The following is a 22,652-nucleotide window of genomic DNA, read 5'->3' as shown; positions in this document are numbered from 1 at the left end:
AATTAATGAAACGTACATGAAGCAATTTGGTTTAGTTCTATTTTTTGTTTGGAGCATTGGTCAGGTGAATGCCCAGTTAGCTTTTTTGCGTGTGTTGGATCCCCGCTGCGAGTATACCGTGAACCCGATAGGAATTGAAACGGCTCAACCTCTTTTAAGCTGGGAAATACAGGCTTTTGAGAAAAATACCATGCAGGTTGCATACCGGATATTGGTGGCAGATGACAGCGTGCTATTGATAAACGACAAGGCTAATATCTGGGATTCGAAAAAAGTAAGCGGCAGCGATAATCAACAGGTATTACCCAAAAGTCTTTCTATAAAACCTGCTACAAAGTATTATTGGAAGGTGATGGTTTGGGATCAGAAGGGACAGGAATCATCCTTTAGCAAGCCCGCTTCCTGGAGAACAGGTCTTTGGAGTGCCGGTGATTGGAAAGGCGCCCGTTGGATCGCTTATAATGAATTACCGGATAGCAATAAATATGTTCCTTTAATGCATGGAAGCGGTAAAAAGGAATGGGGTAAACGGCCTGACGTATTGCCGTTATTCAGGAAAGATATTATTGTAAAGAAAGGCATTAAAGCTGCTACCGTATTCATTTCGGGCCTGGGTCATTTTGAAATGAGCATTAATGGAAGTAAAGTTGGAGATCATTTTTTAGATCCTGGATGGACGCAGTATGCCAGGCAGGCGCAATATGTAACATTTGATATTACTGATCAATTACGTATCGGAACGAATGCGTTAGGCGTTATCTTGGGGAATGGGTTTTATTATATCCCTGGAGAGCGATATCGCAAAATGACCGGGGCTTATGGCTATCCTAAAATGATCGCACGCGTATTAGTAGAATATACAGATGGGACCACAGATAATATTGTTTCCGATGCATCCTGGAAAACAGCGCCATCACCTATCTATTTTTCAAGTATCTATGGTGGGGAAGATTATAATGCTAACCTGGAAAAGAAGGGATGGGATAAAATGGGTTTCAATGATGCTGCCTGGCAGAACGTGGTAACTACCACCGGCCCTGAGTTGGTGGCGCAGTTGGGCATGCCTGTAAAACTCATGCAGCGCTTTACACCTGTTGCGCAAAAGAAGTTGAGCCCTGGTGTATGGGTTTACGATCTGGGCCAGAATTTTTCAGGTGTTCCATATATAGAAGTGCATGGGAAAAAAGGAGATACCATACGCATCATGCCTGCTGAACTTTTAACAGATAGCGGCACTGCCAATCAGAAGCATACAGGTGCTCCACATGTATATACCTATGTTTTAAAGGGGGACGGCGTTGAAAAATGGAATCCCCGTTTTTCCTATTATGGCTTCAGATATTTACAGGTTGCAGGTGCAGAACCTAAGGGATCAGCCTATAAAGAGTATCCTGCTATTCAAAAAATAGAAGGCTGGCATTTACGTAACAGCGCTCCTGTAAATGGAAGTTTCCGAAGTTCCAGTGATTTATTTAATAAAACGCACCAACTGATTCAATGGGCGTTGAACAGTAATTTTACCAGTGTGTTTACTGATTGCCCGCATAGGGAAAAGCTGGGATGGCAGGAGCAGGTGCATTTGATGGGCAATGCCATACAACACAATTACGATATTGTTTCTTTTGCACATAAAATAATGCGCGATATACGTACGCAACAACTAGCCAACGGATTAGTGCCTGCTACCATACCCGAGTTCACGGAGATGCACTTTGCCGACGGCTATTTTAGAGATTCTCCGGAGTGGGGAAGTACCGCCATTATTTTCCCCTGGTATGTGTATCAATGGACCGGAGACAAACGCCTGCTCACTGAGAATTACAGTACCATGCAGCGTTACTTTAAATACCTGCAGTCGAAAGATAGCAGTTTTATCCTCATGTATGGATTAGGCGATTGGTATGACCTGGGGCCGAACAGGCCGGGCTTTTCGCAATTAACACCAATGGGGTTAACAGCTACAGCCTATTACTATTATGACGCTCATTTATTAGAACAGATAGCCAATATATTGGGTAAAAGGGAAGATGCTGTCATGTATCAGAAAATTGCATCTGATATCAAAACTGCGTTTAATAAAAAATACTTTAACCCATCAACTAAACAATACGGATCGGGTAGCCAGACCTCCAATGCAATCCCATTGTTTATGAAGCTGGTCGAGCCGCAGGATTATGAAGCGGTACTGGCTCATTTGATTGAGGACATTCGTAGTAAGGATAACCGGTTAACAGCGGGCGATATTGGTTATCGATATGTATTAAAAGCGCTGGAAGCCGCCGGTAGGTCTGATGTTATTTATGATATGAACAGCCGAAGCGATGTGCCGGGTTATGGATATCAGTTGGCAAAGGGGGCTACAGCGTTAACAGAGTCCTGGCAGGCTTTGCCTAATGTTTCCAATAATCATTTTATGCTGGGACATTTGATGGAATGGTTTTATACAGGCCTATGCGGAATTGGTCAGGCCCCGGGTTCGATCGGCTTTAAGGACATTGAGATAAAACCTCAGCCGGTTGGAGATATTAAGGAAGCAAAAGCTACTTATCATTCGGTAAATGGTTTGATATCGGTGAACTGGAAAATAGAAGGAGACAGTTTTAATTTGGGTGTAGCCATTCCACCTAATAGTAAAGCCACTATTTATTTCCCAGCCGGATATAAAAAGCAGCCTGTAAAGATTGGCTCGGGTGCCTATGAATTCTCCATAAAAAAATAAAAATGAAGTATTGTATAATGATTTTGATTTGCATGGCTACTGCTGGTTTCCTACAGGCTCAGCAGCCTGCTGTTGTGCCGCAAATAGAAATGCAAAAAGTATACGAGGAAGTAAAAACGCCCTATAAATATGGTCTGGTGCTATTACCTCCTGATACCGGTAAGAAAATTGATTGTCCTACTGTTTACAAATCCGGCAATACCTGGTACATGAGTTATATTGCTTTTGATGGCAAGGGGTATGAAACCTGGCTGGCCAGCAGCAAGGACCTTTTACATTGGAAAAACCTGGGGCGTCAAATGTCATTTACTAAAGATGGCTGGGATCAAAATCAGAAGGCGGGTTACAATGCATTAGTAGATACCAAATGGGGTGGAAATTATCAATTAGGTAAATACGATGGTAAATACTGGATGTCATATTTCGGAGGCTCTTCATCCGGGTATGAGCCGGAGCCGCTGTCAATTGGCATGGCCTGCACTTCTAAAAAGCCTACGCAGGCATTTGAGTGGCAACGACTCGATCATCCGGTACTTGCATCATCTGACCCTGATGTACGTTGGTGGGAGAACCGGAATAAGTTATTCAAGAGCTATGTGGTAGAAGATAAAGTAGGAAAAACGGGTCATAAGTTTATCATGTATTATAATGCGGTAGGAGATTCTTTGCCCAATAACAAACCAACCCGTTGGTATGAACGCATTGGGATGGCTGTGTCCAACGATATGGTGAACTGGAAGAGATACCAGCGTGAGCCCGTGGTACACCATTCAAGAGGTATTACAGGAGATCCTCAAATACAGAAGATTGGTAATGTATGGGTGATGTTTTATTTCGGCGCTTTTTGGAAAGGGAGGGAAGCTGAAACTTTTAACCGGTTTGCCTGTTCCTATGATCTTGTTAACTGGACCGATTGGAACGGAGCTGACCTGGTTAATTCGACAATAGATATTGATAAAAAGTACGCACATAAATCCTTTGTCCTAAAGCATAAGGGTGTGGTGTATCATTTTTATTGTGCCGTGGATACAAAGGACAACCGGGGAATAGCAGTTGCTACCTCGGTAGATAAAGGTAATAGCAATATCAGGTTCTGATTATATTAAATCAGCCACTGTTCGGTGGGGAAACTGCATATAGAAAAGGTATTACATATCTGATAACGATATAACAGACGCATCAAATAACTCATTTGTAACTATGATTAAAGGTATAATGACAGTTCGACATTTTTTAATGCTGATAAGCCTGATTCCGTTGGTTGGCATGGCGCAGTCACCCAGGCAAATAATCGACTTTAACAAGGGGTGGTCGTTCATATTGGGTGACGATAGTAATTATGTTAAACCTGGCTTTGATTCAAAAGAATGGAGAATGCTCGATCTTCCGCACGACTGGAGTATAGAAGGGCGGTTTGATTCTACGCATCCTGCCAGAAATGCCGGAGGCGCTTTACCCGGGGGCATTGGCTGGTATAGGAAAACCTTCACCACCAACAGTACTGGTAGAAAAGTATATATAGAGTTTGACGGTGTTCATCGAAATAGCGAAGTATGGATTAACGGCCATTACCTCGGTAAATGGCCTTATGGTTATACCGCCTTTCGCTATGAACTGAGCCGCTGGTTAAAACCGGCCGGCCAGATAAATACGGTTGCGGTGCGCGTTGACAACTCACAACAACCTAATTCACGATGGTACACCGGATCGGGTATCTACAGGGATGTAAAGCTGGTGGTAACCAATAAGACTGCAATAAAACACTGGGGATCTTTTATCACCACGCCTCAGGTAAATAGCCAAAGTGCTATCGTATCCGTTGAACATGATGTGCAACGGGACGGTAAAGGTGTTCTGAAATTTATTTCAACTGTTTACGACGCACAGGGAAAAAAAATAAGCGAAGTAAATGCTACAACTTCGAAGAATGGTAAGTATTATCAGACCCTGGCCGTGAATCAGCCCCAGTTATGGTCAATCAGTCACCCGTATTTGTATAAGATGGTTACAAAAGTGTTCCAGGATAATAAATGGGTAGATGAGTATAGCTCTACATTCGGTATCCGCTATTTCAATTTTGATGTCGATAACGGATTTTCTTTAAACGGTCAATATCTTAAAATACTGGGTGTTTGTCAGCACCACGATCTGGGAGCATTGGGCGCTGCTTATAATGAGTCGGCTGCAAGACGACAATTAAAGATATTAAGAGAGATGGGTGTCAATGCTATTAGAATGGCGCATAACCCGCCAGCGGCGAGGTTGTTGGACCTTTGTGATGAAATGGGTTTCCTGGTGATGGATGAGAGCTTTGATATGTGGGCCAAAAAGAAGAACAAGTTTGATTATTCCATTGATTTTCCTGAATGGCATCAAAGAGACCTGGAGCACATGATAAAACGCGACCGTAATCATCCATCCGTTATCATATGGAGTATCGGGAACGAAATACGGGAGCAGTTTGATTCTACTGGCATTACAATAACCAGGGACCTGGTTAAAATAGTGAAAGATATTGATACCACGCGACCTGTTCTTTCTGCCTTAACAGAAACTGATCCTGAAAAAAATTATATTTATCAATCTGGTGCGCTGGATATAATTGGTTTAAACTATAAAATAGATTCCTACAAAGATTTCCAGAAAAATTTCCCCGGCGTAAAAGTTATTGCATCCGAAAATGTATCAGGATTGGCGAGCCGCGGACATTATGATATGCCGTCAGACTCTTTACGCTTATGGCCATCGTCTTCAAAGTTTAAATATGTAGAAAATGGTAATCCGGACTTTACTGTTTCTGCTTATGATAATGTAGCGGCGTATTGGGGCGTCACCCATGAAAACAACTGGTGGCAGGTAAAACGTTATAAATATATGTCTGGCCTCTTTGTATGGAGTGGATTTGATTTCCTGGGAGAACCCGTTCCTTATCCTTATCCTGCCCGTAGTTCTTATTATGGTATTATCGATATGGCAGGCTTCCCTAAAGATGTCTATTATATGTACCAAAGCGAATGGACTACTAAACCGGTTTTACACCTGTACCCACATTGGAACTGGAAGGAAGGGCAATTGGTGGATGTAAAAACGTATTATAACAACGCTGATGAAGTGGAGCTTTTTGTAAATGGAAAATCGCTGGGAAGAAAAACCAAAATAGATACAGCTTTTCACGTAATGTGGCGGGTGCCTTACGAAGCCGGAGAATTGAAAGCTGTGTCCTATAAAAATAATAAACAGGTATTGTCGAAAATTATTAAAACTGCCGGAGCCGATTACAGGTTGGAGCTTTCTGTTGAAAACAAAATAATTAATAGCAAAAAAAATGAGCTGGCTTTTATTACTGCCAGAGTAGTAGACAAAGAGGGGAACCTCGTTCCTGATGCCGATCAGCTGGTAAAAGTTAATATCGAAGGGGCAGGTAATGTAGCAGGAATGGATAATGGTAATCCTGCCGATGTTAACTCTTTGAAAGATGCGCAACATCATATATACAAAGGGCTGTTACTTTCTATGATCAAAGGGGTAAAGCCAGGACAGTTAAAAGTTACGCTAAATGTAGAAGGACTGCCTCCTGCAACGACTTTGATAACTGTAAAATAAGTTTAACGATCATACTAAATTTCATTTATGAAAAGGATTCTTAGAGGACTATTTATAATTGCTACTTTAACTGCTGGCTCCAGCAGTTCGGCCAACAATAGGTTCGTACTTGAAGAACCGCAACCGCCTAAGCATCGTGCCGGCATTGTTTTAGAAGAATTTATTTATACAAAAGCCGACTTTCCCTCCTGTCATTCGGCTACTATATTAGAACTATCAAATGGCGATCTGCTTTGCACTTTTTTCGGAGGAACTTATGAGCGGCATCCCGATGTAGAAATCCGGTTATCCCGTAAAAAGCCCGGAGGTTCCTGGTCTGCACCTGTTAGCGTGGCAAACGGCATACAACCAGTGGGTGAGCGCATGCCTACCTGGAATCCGGTACTTTTTCAACCCAAAGGCGGTGATATCATGTTGTTTTATAAAGTTGGACCTAATCCGCGCGATTGGTGGGGAGAAGTGAAGACTTCCAAAGACAATGGTCATACCTGGAGTGAAGCAAAAAAGCTGGAAGGCAAAATTGTAGGTCCAATAAAGAATAAACCGGTACAATTAAATGACGGAACCATTTTGTCCGGATCAAGCACTGAAAAGAACGGCTGGATTCCTCACGTGGAGCGTAGTACCGATGGAGGGAAGAGCTGGACTTATATCGGGCCTTTAACAGACCCCAAGAAGGTAGGAGCCATACAACCCACTATTCTTACGTATCCTGATGGCCGTTTGCAAATGCTGGCGCGCACCAGGTATAATGATAATGGATATATTGCCGAAGGCTGGTCAAAAGACAAAGGACTGACCTGGTCTGAAATGAAGCCACTGGGATTGCCCAATAATAATTCGGGGTTGGATGCGGTGACTTTAAAAGATGGGCGTCAATTACTGATTTATAATCATGCAACCCGCAACGAACCTAAGATGGGACATAAGGGCAGGGGTGTCATCAACCTGGCTGTAAGTAAGGATGGGAAAAACTGGGATGCGGCTTTGGTATTGGATTATATTGATGGTAAGGAAAAACAATATTCTTATCCTTCTATTATTCAAACTTCCGACGGCTTGGTACACATTGTTTATACCTGGCACCGGGAAAGAATCAAACATGTTGTTGTGGATCCCGATAAACTGGTGACTTATCCTATTAAAAACGGCAAGTGGCCTTCGGATAAGATACCACTTGTTGTGAGCACTGAAAAATAGAACAACCCTGAAACCATAGTGTTTAACCTGGCCGCAAGACAAGGAATAAACCGACTAATGCCATTGCTTTTTAGAAAATACGTTTTGCTTGTCATCTGTTGTATGCAGACATGCGTCGTCTTTGCGCAGGTAAAATATAAAACCGAATATTTTACTTCAGAAGATGGCCTTTCGCACCGGATGGTATCCACCATGCTTAAAGATGACGATGGTTTTATGTGGTTCGGGACCTGGAACGGTATTAACCGTTTTGATGGTAAAAACTTTAAGTCTTTCAAAACTTCTGCATTAGGCAGCCAGCGAATTCATAATGACAGGGTGCGGCAGGTTGTAGACGATCACAAAGGTTTTTTATGGATCATTACCTACGATAAATACCTGTACTGTTTTGATAAGCATAAAGAAATTTTCCTCCCGGTAAGTGATATTATTAACAAAGCAGCTGGGAAAATTGTACAGGTGCACGGTATTTCTGCTATCACAGGTGACCGGATATGGCTGATAACGGTAAACGGAGGCGCACTCTGTTTACCGCTGCGAGGTATAACGCCCGGTAGTATCATAAGATACAGTGCCGATTCACCAAAAGCAAACAGGTTGGATTCTAATCATATTTTCTTCATTCATAAAGATGAGGAAGACAATGTCTGGATCAGTAATACAGGAGGTATTTCCAGGTTTAAACGGGCTGGCTCCGGGATTTATAGGAGAGAAGAACCTGTTCAGATAGGCGAAGGACGCAGAAATTTTACAAAGGCCTCAGAAAATGCACACTATATTTATTTTACCTCTCATAATGGCGCAGTGGGCGTGTATGTAAAAAAGAAGAACAAGCTTTACCTTACCGCCTTCCCCCGGGAAACGATAGAGTCAGTGCATTGCTCAAAATTCTCAGGCCTGGTTTATATGACTACAGCGTCAGGTAAACTGATTACCGCTGAATACAGGGAAAACGGACTGAGCTATGTTAAGAAGCAATCTTCCTATAGAATGGGAAATATGTTTGAAGATTCAAACGGGAATTTGTGGATAGAGGCAGTAGATAAAGGAGTATTACTGTTGAAGAAGGGACTTGACGGCTTTAAATTTTATGCTTCGGGTATAGCCGGTAAACGCAATGTTAGTAACCGGTTTACAGCATTACAGGATTTTAATAAAACGGTATGGATCACCTACTCCAACGGAGAACTGGTTTATTATAATGAGCGGGATGACGAGATGGTGGCTGCTTTACCCCTGGAAGGTTCTTCCAATAAATTGTTCAATTCGGTGTATCGTATTTTCTACGATAGCGGCGTGTTGTGGGTGGGTTCCGAATTCAGAGGTGTTACCAAGCTGATCATACAGAGAAATATATTCCAGCTGGAGAATATAAGCGAGACGGCTCACTTTCCTGATCTTGAAGTGAGAGCCGTATATTTCGATAAACAAAACAGGAGGTGGGCATCGACACAGGGAGGACAGCTGACCGTTCATCAAAATGGGACAAATAAGTTGCTCAGGTTTAATAACAAACCGTTGAGCGAATACTCAATAGTTGCTTACGCCATCATGGAGGATAGCAGGGGAAATATATGGATCGGTACAAAGAATGATGGCCTTTATAAAGCAATACCAACCGACCTGGAACGCAATTCTTACCAATTGCAACACTATCCAACCGTTGCTAATGAGAAGAAAGGTTTTCGTATTTACTCCATACTGGAGGACCGGTTACACAATATCTGGATCGGTTCTTATGATGCAGGTTTAATTCGCGTAAATGACGACCAGGGTGTCTGTCGTTTTTACCGGGTTCCGGTAAGCCTCCCTAAATATCCTGCGAATACTTTTGAGCAGGTCCGGCATTTGTCTATGGACCGTAACGGTATGGTCTGGGCAGCAACTACAGGAGGGCTACTTACTTTACAATCAGCTGACCGGCACGGCTCGGGCCGCTACAAAGTAAGGATATACAGGAAACAGGTGCAGGCAAATAAAGGCCTGCCGGATAATGATGTGCTGTACCTGATCCCGACTGTTGAAAGTAAGATGTGGATCACCACTGCAGGAGGCGGAATTTCACTGGCTACCAAAACCGCCGGTGGTGGCTTGTCTTTTGAGTCGTGGGGTACGCGGCAGGGATTGGCAAACGATTATGTGCTCAACGGGGTGGAAGACAAATGGGGTAATATTTGGTTAGCTACGGAAGGGGGACTTTCGTGCCTGCACTCAAAAAACAAGCACATTGTTAATTACGATTCCTACGATGGCTTACCCTCCATTGGATTTTCTGAAGGCGCCTGCTCTAAGGATGTGCAGGGTAATCTGGTATGGGGCACTTCGCAGGGACTAATGACATTTAATCCCGCTAATTTGCAAAGAGTTCTCAAGCCTTCAGGCATGTTGCTTACTTCGCTGCAGGTTAACAATGTAGAAATAACCCCGGGAGGAGAAAATAAAGTGGCCGACAGTGATATTAATTATATAAATGCATTAACACTTCAGCATAACCAGAATACTATAGCGATCAATTATGTGATACCCGACTACAGGCGGAATGTACATGAATATAGTTTCCGGCTGACCGGGTTTAATAATAACTGGAGCCGGGATGTGTCAGGCAGGGCGGTTTTTACCAACCTTTCTCCGGGCAAGTATACATTCGAGGTAAAAGGGGATGGAGAAGATTACAATAAGAGCACATATAGAAAACTTTCTATTATTATAAAGCCGCCTTTCTGGGGTACCTGGTGGGCTTACTGTATTTATGGGATATTCGCCATTGTCATTATCGAACTCATACGCCGCACTGTTACCACCATGATAAGGTTAAGAAACAAGGTGGTTATCGAACAGCAGCTATCAGAAATGAAGCTGAATTTCTTTACTAATATTTCTCATGAGCTTCGTACACCCCTTACCCTTATTGTTAATCCTTTGGAGCAATTATCTAAAAAAGAAAAGCTTTCTCCGCAAGGACAAGGCTATTTATCCGTGATCAGCAAAAATGCTAACCGGATGGTGCATTTTATAAATCAGCTATTGGACTTCAGGAAAGTACAGTCGGGTAAACTAACGCTTCATGCTTCAGGCATGGACATCGTTCAACTGGCTTATGGTATCGCCGCACATTTCGAAGCAGAGCAATCAGAGAAAGAAATTGATTTTCAAATAACAAGTGTTAGGCCCAACATCATGGTTTATATCGATAGTGAAAAGATTGCTACGGTGATCTACAATCTTTTGGCCAATGCTTTTAAATTTACCCCTCCGGGTAAAGCTATCCTGCTGAATATTGCTTCAGAGCAGGAAAACATTACTGTAACTGTGGAAGATCAGGGGCCAGGTATAAGCAAAGACCAGTTGAAGAATATATTCAAACTTTTTCATAGTGGAACCTACAGCGATAACCGGCAAATGAAGGGAGTTGGAATTGGACTGGCCCTGGCTAAAGAACTGGTAGAATTGCACGGTGGTCATATTGAAGCCTTTAATAACCGGCATGGGGGTCTTACCGTGCAGTTTGCCGTTCCTGATAAAAATATCACAGGTTTTGGAGTTCCGGCCAACGATAGACAACCTGATCCATCTACATTGAATATGGTAATGTCTGCAGAGCCGGATCTTGAAGCCGGGCAGGGGACAGGTGAGAAGCGCCTGTTGCCACAGGTATTATTGGTAGAAGATAATGAGGAGTTGCGGGTGTTTTTAGCACAACAACTGAAAGAATATTATCATGTAACCACAGCCACCAACGGGGTGGAAGGGTATCATACTGCGCAAAAACTGCAACCCGACCTGATCATCAGCGACGTAATGATGCCGGAAATGGATGGTATTGAGATGCTGGACCGGTTGAAGAATAGTATAACTACCAGCCATATTCCTGTTGTACTTTTAACCGCAAGATCATCTGTAGAAAGCCAGATTGAGGGAATACAATACGGAGCTGATTTTTACATCACCAAACCGTTCAACAGCAATTTGCTTTTTGCCTCTGTTAATAGCTTATTAAAGCAAAGAGCCCGGTTGTTTGGTTTGCTGGAAGGTCGCAGCCGTATATCATTAACTCCCGAAATGGCAACCAGCCAACCAGTTAATGAGAACGTAGAAACTGAACCTGTAGCCCGAATGGAAAAACCGGTTGTAACGGAAAAGGATGAGCAGTTTCTGGAAGAAGTGATTAAAGTGGTAGAAGATAAAATGGGGGATTACAACTTTAATATAGAATTAGTAGCCGGATCTATGAATATGGGACGAACCACATTTTATAAAAAGTTTAAAAGCCTGACAGGCATCACACCGGTTGAGTTTGTGAAAGACCGGCGTTTAGATAAAGCCAAAACCTATCTGGATGCCGGCGCCGTTAACATATCTGAGGCCGCTTATAACAGTGGTTTCAACAACCCTAAATATTTCAGCACCTGTTTTAAAGAGCGTTTTGGCGTATCACCAACCGACTACTTGAAAAATAGAAAATAACCACTTGGGGGGAATCATATACATGAATCAGCAATAGCCCCTATGCTATAAGAACTTTGGTAGGGGACAGGGCTCATTTTTCAATGGCTGCATCTTAAATAGATTTCAGACGCCCTTGTATCAATAATTGAACCCCGATAAGTCAAAAACTGAACTTTCTTTTTCCGCGTGATCTATAAGTTTGCATAAGTAAAAGCTTAGAAAATATAGATACGCCGTCCACAACTAACTGCTAATTTTTTAATATATGGGCAGCTCATTAAAATCAAAAGTCTAGTTAATCGTTACAAGTACGCCCTCTATTTTTATGGAGGGCATTTTTGTAGAATAATAGCCCGGATAAGGGTTATTAAACCACCGGAAAAAAAGCTACAAGGTAAGAAGAACCAAAGCATACACGATAATATTTTCCAAAATGTAAACGTTTACTTTTGATTACCAGTTACTTAGGAGAAAGTGTCAAAAAATGAACCTATTCCGATAAAATTTAAACCTCGCTTTTTGCTTCGAAAATTATGTTTGTGACATGTAAACGGTTGCAATAATAGGAAAAGCGATCAGCTCCATGCAAGGAAGTTTTGCTGCTTATTTTCTACTGCTCCAGCCTCCACGCTTGTTTATTAAGTGTTTAAATGACAATTAATTTGAAGCGGTATGCTGGAGATAAAATGAAATCGTTTTCATGATCTGAATGTCAATCAGAAGTTTAATAACCAAACTGTCACTTTAAAACAAAAGCCATATGTATTTCAAGCACATTTTAAAATTTGCGTGCCTGTTAATAGCTATTGTATTGCTACAAACGCAGGCTATGGCGCAAACCAAAACAGTTGTTGGCACCGTGGTGTCAGACTCGGCAAGTACGCCTCTTGCTGGGGTAACTATTAGCATAAAAGGAGGGCGGCAATCCACATCCACCGATAAAACGGGTAACTTTTCTCTAAAAATTCCTGATGGAAAAGTTATACTCGAGTGGTCGTATATAGGTTATGAAAATGGGGAAGACCTGGTACCTGAGTCGGGAGCCATGAACATTACTATGAAAAAGCTGGATTTGAGCATGGATGAAATAGTGGTGGTGGGCTACGGAACGCAGAAACGTTCGAAACTAACCGGCGCCGTGGCCACTGTAAAATCTGAGGACATTGTAGATCTTCCCGTGCAAAATATAGCAGCTGCCTTACGCGGTCGTGTTGCCGGGTTAGGTGTGAGTTCTGCTTCAGGCCGTCCGGGCGCCAGTATTACCTTAAATGTAAGAGGCGCCAGTTCTTCAGAGGGCGTAGGAGGAGCCTCTGCCGAGCCACTGTATGTTATCGACAATATGATCGTAGGTAAATCCACTTTTGATAACCTCGATCCTTCTATGATCGAAGATATCAGCATTTTGAAAGACGCGTCGGCAGCCATCTATGGGGCTTCAGGAGCCAAGGGCGTTATCTTAGTCACTACTAAAAAAGGAAAACCAGGCCCCCCTCGCTTAAGCTACAGTGGTTTTGTTGGCATTGAGGATGCTGTAAGAAAAGCTACCATGCTGTCGGCGTATGACCATGCTAAGTTATTAAACGAAACTTACCGCATCAAAGGGGTGAAAGAAGAAGATCACTTTTCTGATGAAGACCTGGAGTACCTCAAAAATAATCAATATGAGAGCTGGTTTGACCAGATTTGGCAACCAGCGCTAATGCAACGCCATAGCCTGAATCTTTCAGGTGGTAGTGATAAAATGACTTTTTTTGTGGGAGGGGGCTACCAGAACCAGAATGCCAACTATGCCGGCCAAAAGTCTGATAAGTATAATTTTCGTGGAGGATTAACCGCTAAACTCATCAGTAACCTGAGAATGGAGGTTAATTTCAACATTGATAATAATGTTCGGTATAGTAGAAACGGCTGGAGCGAAAATGACCAAAACTTTTTAGAAACGTTAATACAGGTGCCACGCTGGACGCCTATTCAATTTGGCGATAAATACGTGAATTATATAGGAGGAGCAACTGCGAATTTTAATCCTTTTGCATTGGATAATTCCGGCATGTACAATGAGAGCAAAAATAAGAGCTACGGTTTAAATGCAGGACTGGTATATGCGCCTGAAAAAGGACCATTGAAAGGATTAAATATTCGATTCCAGGCATCTACAACTGCCAGCTCTGGAAAATCGGAAGAGTACAGGCCTGAGTATCTCCAGTACAATTTTGCGAGGTGGGGAAATAATAACCTTTTTTACCGGGACTCAATTATCGGAAATCCAGTTATAGTTAACGGTGGTGATAATGCTCGCTTAAGCCAGGGAAAAAGCGAAAGTAGTAACTACAGGGTTTTCTTAAATATTAGTTATGCCCGAACCATTGGTGCGCATGATTTCAGTATTATGGTGGGCGGTGAACAAAGTGAGAACAGTGGGTCTGGCATGGGGTATTATTATTCCGGTCAGCAGATTCCCGAACAGAACTACTATTGGGCATTTAATCCGATTCCTACCGTCAATACGCCTTCAGCTTCTTTGGGTGGCAAACGCTCTTTCTTTGGTAATTTTAATTATACGTATGCAGGTAAATATACCTTAGAAGGAACAGCCCGTTTGGATGCCTCTTCCAACTTTGCTGTAGAAAACATCTGGGGTTTTTTCCCGAGACTTGGTGCAGGTTGGGTAGTAAGCCAGGAGACCTTCTTTAAGGATCATGCACCGTCCTTTATCAGTTACCTGAAATTACGCGCTAATATCGGTTTAACAGGTGACGACCGTGTAGGTGCTACCTATTGGAGGGAACGTTACAAAATTAATGTTGGCTCATATTTATATAACAATACCAGTATGGCCGGCCTGAGGCCTGATGTATACCCTAATCCAGACATTACCTGGGAACGTAATCGTACTTTCAACTTTGGTGTGGATTTAAGCCTGTTTAACAATAAACTGAACCTTGGTTTTGAGACCTTTCAAACCAAGAACTTCGAAGTGTTTGATAAGGGTAATGACCAAAACTTCCCGATGTACGCAGGGTTTGCTGCGCCGGTTGTTAACTATCGTACCATCTATCGCTGGGGAACGGAGTTTTCTATAGGTTACAATGCCAATCTGGCTAAAGATCTCAGGTTTAGAGCAAGTACCAATTTTGGTTTTGGCAGGTCTATCCTGGCGAAAATGTTCTATAACCGTTTTCAATTATGGGAAGATCCTTATACAGAGGACTGGGGCAATTTAGCTCAATTTGGAACAGATCCTACTATTTACAATGGAGGAAACTATGGTATGATCGTAGAAGGTATGTTCCGCAGCCAGCAGGAAGTAGATGAGTTTATGTCTGCTCACCCTGGGTATACCATGTTTGGCGCAATTCCGGAGGCAGGTTGGCTTAAATATAAAGATATCGATGGCAATGGCATTGTTACAGATCGCGATTTAACGCTGATGTTTAAAAAGGGTACTGATCCTGCACTATCTACCGGGCTTCAACTAGGGCTTACTTATAAATCTTTTGATTGGAGAGTAAATATTGGTGCCCGTATAGGTGGAAAGGTATTTTATGATACTAAAGCCAGAAGGAGTATTGCTACTCCAACAAAAAATATTGCCAATTTTTGGAATGATACCTGGTCGGTAGAGAATCCCGACGCTCAATTTCCCCGTTTTGATGATCCGGGAATATCTATGGAGTCTGATTTTTGGGCGGTAGATGGTACGACCATACGCGTAAATGATATGACTTTAAGTTATGCAGCGCCAAAGCAAGTCGTAAATAGAGTTGGGTTAAGCAGCGCCCGGTTCCTGATTTCGGCTAACAATCTATGGCTGATTAAAAATCCGTTGAAATATAAAGATCCGGAGAACTCATATATCTACGATTATCCTACGCTCAGAACTATTTCTGTTGGGTTGAATCTCGGACTTTAATAAAAAATTTGAAGCATTTAAGTACAATAAAAATATTTGATATGAAATATTTAATCGTTAAGAAAAATTATTTATTGTTAGCTATGCTGGTAGTGTTTGGCATATCGGCATGTAAAAAAATAGAAGACCTGGTAATGATCAGGGATCCCTTGGCTATCGACGCGGGTATATGGGATGATGAAGCATCGATACAATATCTGTTGAATGATTCTTACCAGTTTATTATGCCCAATTTCATTTATGAGTATACGGGCAACAATTATGGTATGCACCTGGTAAGCGACGAAAATTATTATTCGGCCAATGACAACTGGGGTAAGAAGTATTTCAATTTCAACGGCTTTTTGCAACCAGATGAGTGCAGGTACGTTGCTAACAAGTATGCCGGCGCCAACTATGGAGAAAACCGGTATTTTGATATCGCAAAAGTAAACCTCGGTATTAAAAATCTACCGGGCAGCATAATACCCGACGCTGATAAAAAGAGCTTGTTGGGACAGTTCTACGCATTGAGAGGAATGGCTTATATGGGGCTTACAAAAATATACGGGGGTATGCCCCTGGTCCTGGAGCCACAAAGTCCGGGTGTTTTAACCCTGAAAGGTCGTGAAAAAGCCAGCGTAATGTTTGAATCTATTGTAAGAGATTACGATTCAGCAATGGCTAATCTGAAGGATGTTGTTTGGACCGGCCCGGAAGGAAGCTGGGGCGATCAGGACATTCATCGCGGTAAATTTAATCCGACAGCAGTAGCCGCTTTAAAGGCAAAAGCATTGTTATGGTGGGCAAGCCCTTTGTTTAATCCGGGCGAAGGCGCTCATCCTGAAAGATGGCAGGCTGCTCATAAAGCCGCGCAGGAAGCTTACAATATAGCTTTGGCCGCGGGATATGGTTTGATGAGCAACTACTCCGCTATTTTCCAGGTGGAGGGTGCCGCTAATAAAGAAGCAATTTTAGTTAGATCCTATTCTTCTACCCAATACCGGAAATTCCATGCGGTAGAATCCCGCAGCCGGCCTGGTTCTGAGGGTGGGTCGCCTAATGATGTCTATAATCCCAGCCAGCAAATGATTAACGCCTACTTAATGAAGGATGGACGCCCCAGAACCAATGCCAGCTCCGAATATCCTTATAATGATACCATATTCTGGGCCAATCGCGATCCCCGGTTTGACGCTACTATTGCATTTAATGGCTCAGTTTGGCCTTTAAGCGCCAAAACTAACCGCAGGCAATGGACCTATGCGGGCGCCAGGGTAGACGGACAAAATGAGTCTGCGAAACCCTTTTATGTAAAGCGTTTTACCATGCCCAACCTGGCAAGAACAAGCGTAGCGGCGGCTAATGATGTAGGTGGCAGCGGGATGGACTGGATAGAAATTCGTTTGGCAGAAGTAATGATGGATTATGCCGAAACTGCTAATGAAACTGGTGATATTACTACTGCGAAAGATATGGTAAGGCAAATCAGGAAAAGGGCAGGTGTTGTACAAGGAGACATGGATTACGGTTTGACTTTGGCTACTAATAAAGAGCAAATGCGGGAATTAATTATGAACGAGCGTATGGTAGAATTTGCCTTCGAAGGTAAAAGAAATGACGATTTGCGTCGGACACGACGTATGCACCAACTCGAAGGTACTTTAGGACAAATGGTTCAAATGCAGTTTCAACTGGGTTTGAATAAAGATTCGATTGAAGCCCCCATCGGCGAAAATGATTTAGGTATCTCACCGACAAGTTTAAGAAGAGATACGCTTGATTTTTATAACCCAGCTTCTGTTATTAAGTGGTTTCGATATCCATATGTATATAATCCACCATCGGGAAATGGTGCTTTTGCTATGCCCGAAGAATATTATTTTTTCCCGCTCAGTAATCAATTCCTGAATTCAACACCATTGTTAGAGCAAACGATCGGTTGGAGCGGGGGCATTTTTGACCCGCTATAGCGGACTGTTCTGTATTTTTTATTTTAATGAGTTAAAATATAAGCAATGAAATTTAGCAATATACTTTTTGTACTACTGGTTATAGTAGTTGTTGGTTACGGCTGTAAAAAAGGTGAATTAGGCGAACCTAAGAGAATGCCAGTCAATGTGCCGCATGTACCCAATGTACTCAATATGTTCAAGGTAAAACTAACCCTGCACAAAAGTCAGCCTCATGCAATGGGCGATGATGATGTGGTGAATTTAGGCCCAGCCGATTCTGTCTTAATTGACTATACTATCGAATCTCCCGAGGAAGATATGTACCAGGTAGCATTATATAAAACAGGCGGCGGTCTTCCCCAGCAAAGAATAGCTATTACAGATGGAATGAACCGAAGAACTTACTCCGGGAAGATTACGTTCTATGCCAAAGATTTGGGCGAAGGCAGCGCCACCACTTATCGTATATGGGCCAACGACAGAAATGGGGTGTATTTAGGTGACGGTGGACGCAAGCTTACCATCAACGTATCTTCTGATATGCGGTTTTATACGAATCGTTGGCTATTCGCCCATGATACACTGGAACAGAAGGAAAACTCGTATGTTTCTCTTTCTGACGGCCGGTTATATAGCTATACAACCGGTGCGGCTCATTCTGCAAGTATTGACCTGGGAATGTACGCTAAATATGAAAGAACCGGTACCTATCAGCTTATTGATATGAACGGCGATGGAACACCCGACACTGCCTGGTCAGCAACCAGGGTTAACTATCTATACTCCCTTTCTGCTAATCCATTACCCTTCGTGGGGTACGATATCAGTAGCTGGACCAAAAGAGGGACTTTGTTTTCAAAACAAAATACAGGGGGGAATATTAATGACATGCTGAAGAAATTCAATACCAGCTTGAAAATTGAGACGGAGGCCAGGAAGCAAACCCTTAACCTTACAAGGGTGCCTGCTACAGCGGCCGACGGATTAAAAACACCTTTAGCTGCAGGACAGTACATTTATTTTAAAACTCCAGAAGGTAAATATGGCGTCATACTGGTTCAGTCAGTCAACAGCGACTATCGTTCAAAAAACTATTTGCAATTAACATGGAGGATACAGGAATAACAAATAACTGTGATAACTATGATTTATTCATTCCTATAGTATTCTAATTTTTTGATTCGACTTCTTATAAAGTCAATCGTTTACAAGCGTCCCCTGTTTCTACAGGGGATTTTTGTTTGAAAGGATAGAAGGATATTTAAATTGTATCTTAAAGGACAGATATATTGAATCATTGATGACGCCGGTCTCCTAATAACAAAAACAGGATAAATCCGGGGACAATTGAAATCGTTTACATGAATAGTAAAATCTTCCATTTTCTTAGTGAAAGCTTACATTGTTAATGCTTTCTTAACGGGCTACTTTTGAAATGTAAACGATTGACTTCTGCTTTTTAATAAACTGCTTTTGTCAAACAAAAATTTTACCATTATAATTTTTATCACTGGGTTGATGATCTAGGGGTCATATGTTCGGGTGGTTATGTAAGGTGATATGTCGTATGCGAACGGGAACAGGATGTTTCAAAAAGCATTGACATATCATGATGGAAATGTATTGCCTGGTAAAACGATTATGCCAATAAATAACTTATTAACTGTTTTATTTTTTAAACTAAAAGCCATATGTATTTCAAGCACATTTTGAAATTTACGTGTCTGCTTGTGTTGTTAGCGCTCTTCAATGGTACTGTACACGCACAAACCAGATCGATTACCGGCAGCGTTTTGGATGACGCTTCCGACGAGCCAGTAGCCGGAGTAACGATCCGCGTGAAAGGCGGGCCCCAGAGCGCCGTTACGGATGCTAAGGGGAGCTTTACATTAAATGTACCTACAACAGGTGGAGAATTAGAATACTCTCATGTAGGCTATGAAGTAGGATCAGTAGCGATACCTGCTGAAGGTCCTTTGATTATCAGGACAAAAAAACTGAATGTAAGTATGGATGACGTGGTGGTAATTGGTTATGGCACCCAAAAGCGTTCACAACTTACGGGTGCTGTAGCTAACATAAAAGGGGAAGAAATCCAGGATGTGCCGGCTCCTAATATTGCCGGTGCCTTGAGAGGGCGTATTGCCGGATTAAGCGTAAGCCAGGCTTCGGGCAGGCCCGGTGCAGGCATTACTTTAAATATTCGAAATTCAGCCACTTCGGCAGAAGCAGAACGGCTGGGAGTAACTGATGAACCGCTGTACATTATTGATGGTATTACCGTAACCAAGGATGCCTTTGATAATATTGACCCATCGATGGTTGAAGATATTACGGTGTTAAAGGATGCCGGTTCTGCGGCTATCTATGGTGCTTCCGGTGCGAACGGCGTGGTATTGCTAACCACTAAAAGAGGTAGAGCAGGTAAGCCCCGTTTCTCGTACAATGGCTATATAGGTATTTCCGACGCTACGAGGTTGCCTGATATGATGTCCTCCTATGAACTGGCAAAAGCATTAAACGATAATAATAGGGTAGGTTATGCGCAGGCTTCCGACTATTACTCTGATTCTGTTTTAAACTATCTCAAAACTTTGCCCGATGGAACCTGGCTTGACGCGCTATGGAAGCCTTCGCAGATGAACCGGCATAACCTGTCTATTTCCGGTGGTAGCGAAAATGTAACTTATTTTGTTGGAGGAAACTATCAAAATGAGAACGGAAACTATGCCGGTATCAAACAGGATAAATTCGGATTTCGTGCAGGAGTAGTGGCCACCATCGTAAAAGGATTAAAAGCCGATGTGAATTTTAATGTAGATCACCGGATCCGCTATAGCGGCAACCCAACGGCCAACGAAGATCAGCAGTTCATAGAGAGACTGGCACAGGTTCCCGAATGGGTTCCTTACCAAATTGATGGTCAGTATTTGAATTTTGGAGGAGACAACCCTTTTGGGTCAATTGGATCGGGTTATTACCGGGAAAGCAAATCCGCGAGCTACCGTATTAATACAGCATTAACTTATGATTTTTCCGGAGTCCTGAAAGGCTTAACAGCTAGGTTCCAGATTTCACAATCGTCTGGCAGCGACGGTACCACCACCTACCAGCCACCGTACACACTTTACAATTATACCGGTATCGGGCCCCGCAACGCTATACCTACGCAAATAACGGAGCCGATAATTGTGAATCAGGGTAATAACTCATTATACGAGCCAGGCCTTAGCAGATCGAACAGTTACCAGGGCTTTTTCACACTACAGTATAAAAAGACCATTGCGAATAATCACAATCTGACTGTTTTAGGAGGAGCGGAGCAGTCTGAAAGCAACAGCGAGTCAGTGGGTGTTCGTTGGCTCACCCAAATATTACCAGGTTTGGATGACTTTTGGGCTTTTGATCAGTCTACCACCTCTCCATCAAGGGGTATTACGGTAGGCGTAAAAAGATCCTTCTTCGGCCGTTTAAACTACGACTATATGGGTAAATACTCTTTAGAGGGAGTAATACGTGCTGACGCTTCTTCAAATTTTGCGTTGGGTAAAGTTTGGGGCGTGTTTCCAAGTATCGGAGCTGGTTGGGTTGTAAGTAGGGAGAACTTCTTTAAAGATAACATAACATTTATAAACTTTCTGAAATTACGGGCGAGTTACGGTATAGTAGGTAATAGCTCTATTGACGCCTGGTTGTGGAAAGAGCGGTTCCGCGCAGACGTTTCCGGTTATTTGTACGGCAACAGTTTGCAGGGCGGTTTGAATCCTGAGCGTATTCCTAACCCGGATATTTCCTGGGAGAGTAAAAGAACTTTCAATGCTGGTTTGGAAATGGCTATGTGGCGTGATAAGATCACATTGGGTATTGATGTATTTCAAAACCGTGGTTACGACATGTTTGATAAGGGCGCAGATGCATCATTCCCGGCTTTTGCAGGTTTTGCAGCTCCTGTTGTTAATTATATGGAACGCTATAACTGGGGCACAGAATTTACCATTGGTTATAAGGCTAACCTGGCTAAAGACTTAAGGCTGAATGTAAGTACAAACTTTGGCTTTGGTAATTCGGTTACCACGCGCATGCTGTACGATCCGTTTAAATTGTTTGAAACCACACCGGAAGACTGGCAGGTTGGCTTTGGAACTGATCCCAGAAGATATACCAGTGGAAACTGGGGCTACAGGGTGAAGGGTATTTTCAGAACGCAGGAACAGTTGGATGCTTTCATGGCTGAAAACCCTAATTATCTGATCGACAATCAGGCACCTCAATTGGGTTGGATGTATTTTGATGATGCCAACGGCGACGGTGTGATTACCGAAAGGGATAAAGTGCTGATGTTCGACAGGATCGATCCCAAACTGGTTCTGAATACACAGCTGGGCCTTACCTATAAATCGATTCAGCTAAGAGTTAATATAATAGGTCGTTTTGGTGGTAAGGAATTTGTTGATTCTAAAGCAAGAGAAATGGCGGGTAACGCATCTAACTTGCCGGCGTTTATGACCGACCGGTGGTCGCCTGAAAATCCAAACGGAAGATTTCCAAGATTTGATTCAAGGCTTTTTAACCAGGATGCTGATATATGGGCGGTTGACGGAACCATGATCAGGGTAAATGATATGACCCTCAGTTATACATTACCAAAAGCCTTTCTGTCAAGGATCAGAATGAGTGATGCCAGCCTGCTTTTAACGGGTAACAATCTTTGGGTACTTAAAAATCCTTTAAAGTACAAAGACCCTTATCAGAATTATATTTTTGACTATCCAACTATTCGAACCATTTCTGTGGGGTTAAGACTCGGGTTATAGTTTTTAAATGATAAATATTGAAC

At 42.5% G+C, this 22,652-nt stretch carries 9 protein-coding genes; all 9 read left to right on the top strand.

The features are described 5' to 3' along the window. The first annotated feature begins 16 nt into the window (after window positions 1-16). The 9 genes from U0035_RS03795 (at window position 17) to U0035_RS03755 (ending at window position 22,629) form a co-directional block, all read left to right on the top strand. Window positions 17-2,719, top strand: coding sequence for a family 78 glycoside hydrolase catalytic domain (locus U0035_RS03795; RefSeq protein ID WP_114792808.1), 2,703 nt, complete (start codon window positions 17-19; stop codon window positions 2,717-2,719). A gap of 2 nt (window positions 2,720-2,721) precedes the next feature. Continuing rightward, window positions 2,722-3,816, top strand: a complete 1,095-nt coding sequence (locus U0035_RS03790; RefSeq protein WP_245957825.1) for a glycoside hydrolase family protein — start codon at window positions 2,722-2,724, stop codon at window positions 3,814-3,816. A 103-nt stretch (window positions 3,817-3,919) separates the two neighbouring features. After that, window positions 3,920-6,322 (top strand): glycoside hydrolase family 2 TIM barrel-domain containing protein, encoded by a 2,403-nt coding sequence (locus U0035_RS03785; RefSeq protein ID WP_211316542.1) that lies wholly within the window; start codon window positions 3,920-3,922, stop codon window positions 6,320-6,322. A 27-nt stretch (window positions 6,323-6,349) separates the two neighbouring features. Beyond that, window positions 6,350-7,522, top strand: a complete 1,173-nt coding sequence (locus U0035_RS03780) for a sialidase family protein (RefSeq protein WP_114792807.1) — start codon at window positions 6,350-6,352, stop codon at window positions 7,520-7,522. A gap of 102 nt (window positions 7,523-7,624) precedes the next feature. Continuing rightward, the gene (locus U0035_RS03775; RefSeq protein ID WP_162818002.1) at window positions 7,625-11,986 is read left to right on the top strand and encodes a hybrid sensor histidine kinase/response regulator transcription factor; all 4,362 of its coding nucleotides are present in this window, start codon (window positions 7,625-7,627) and stop codon (window positions 11,984-11,986) included. 742 nt (window positions 11,987-12,728) lie between these two features. Next, complete coding sequence (locus tag U0035_RS03770) at window positions 12,729-15,881, top strand: SusC/RagA family TonB-linked outer membrane protein (RefSeq protein ID WP_114792805.1); 3,153 nt, start codon at window positions 12,729-12,731, stop codon at window positions 15,879-15,881. Window positions 15,882-15,922: 41 nt separating this feature from the next. After that, window positions 15,923-17,833, top strand: a complete 1,911-nt coding sequence (locus tag U0035_RS03765; protein WP_114792804.1) for a RagB/SusD family nutrient uptake outer membrane protein — start codon at window positions 15,923-15,925, stop codon at window positions 17,831-17,833. Window positions 17,834-17,878: 45 nt separating this feature from the next. Beyond that, entirely contained in the window at window positions 17,879-18,940 is a 1,062-nt protein-coding gene (locus tag U0035_RS03760) for a hypothetical protein (protein WP_114792803.1), read from the top strand. A 584-nt stretch (window positions 18,941-19,524) separates the two neighbouring features. After that, entirely contained in the window at window positions 19,525-22,629 is a 3,105-nt protein-coding gene (locus U0035_RS03755) for a SusC/RagA family TonB-linked outer membrane protein (protein WP_211316541.1), read from the top strand. Window positions 22,630-22,652: the final 23 nt, after the last annotated feature.

The organism is Niabella yanshanensis (genome assembly GCF_034424215.1).
GTDB lineage: Bacteria > Bacteroidota > Bacteroidia > Chitinophagales > Chitinophagaceae > Niabella > Niabella yanshanensis.
Note: the sequence above shows the minus strand (reverse complement) of the source record. Positions and strands in the feature narration are given on the sequence as shown.

Bases quoted from the DNA above. Each gene is read 5' to 3' on its own strand.
- U0035_RS03790 (WP_245957825.1), top strand. From the start codon at position 2,722: ATGAAGTATTGTATAATGATTTTGATTTGCATGGCTACTGCTGGTTTC.
- U0035_RS03780 (WP_114792807.1), top strand. From the start codon at position 6,350: ATGAAAAGGATTCTTAGAGGACTATTTATAATTGCTACTTTAACTGCT.
- U0035_RS03795 (WP_114792808.1), top strand. From the start codon at position 17: ATGAAGCAATTTGGTTTAGTTCTATTTTTTGTTTGGAGCATTGGTCAG.
- U0035_RS03765 (WP_114792804.1), top strand. From the start codon at position 15,923: ATGAAATATTTAATCGTTAAGAAAAATTATTTATTGTTAGCTATGCTG.
- U0035_RS03770 (WP_114792805.1), top strand. From the start codon at position 12,729: ATGTATTTCAAGCACATTTTAAAATTTGCGTGCCTGTTAATAGCTATT.
- U0035_RS03775 (WP_162818002.1), top strand. From the start codon at position 7,625: ATGCAGACATGCGTCGTCTTTGCGCAGGTAAAATATAAAACCGAATAT.
- U0035_RS03785 (WP_211316542.1), top strand. From the start codon at position 3,920: ATGATTAAAGGTATAATGACAGTTCGACATTTTTTAATGCTGATAAGC.
- U0035_RS03760 (WP_114792803.1), top strand. From the start codon at position 17,879: ATGAAATTTAGCAATATACTTTTTGTACTACTGGTTATAGTAGTTGTT.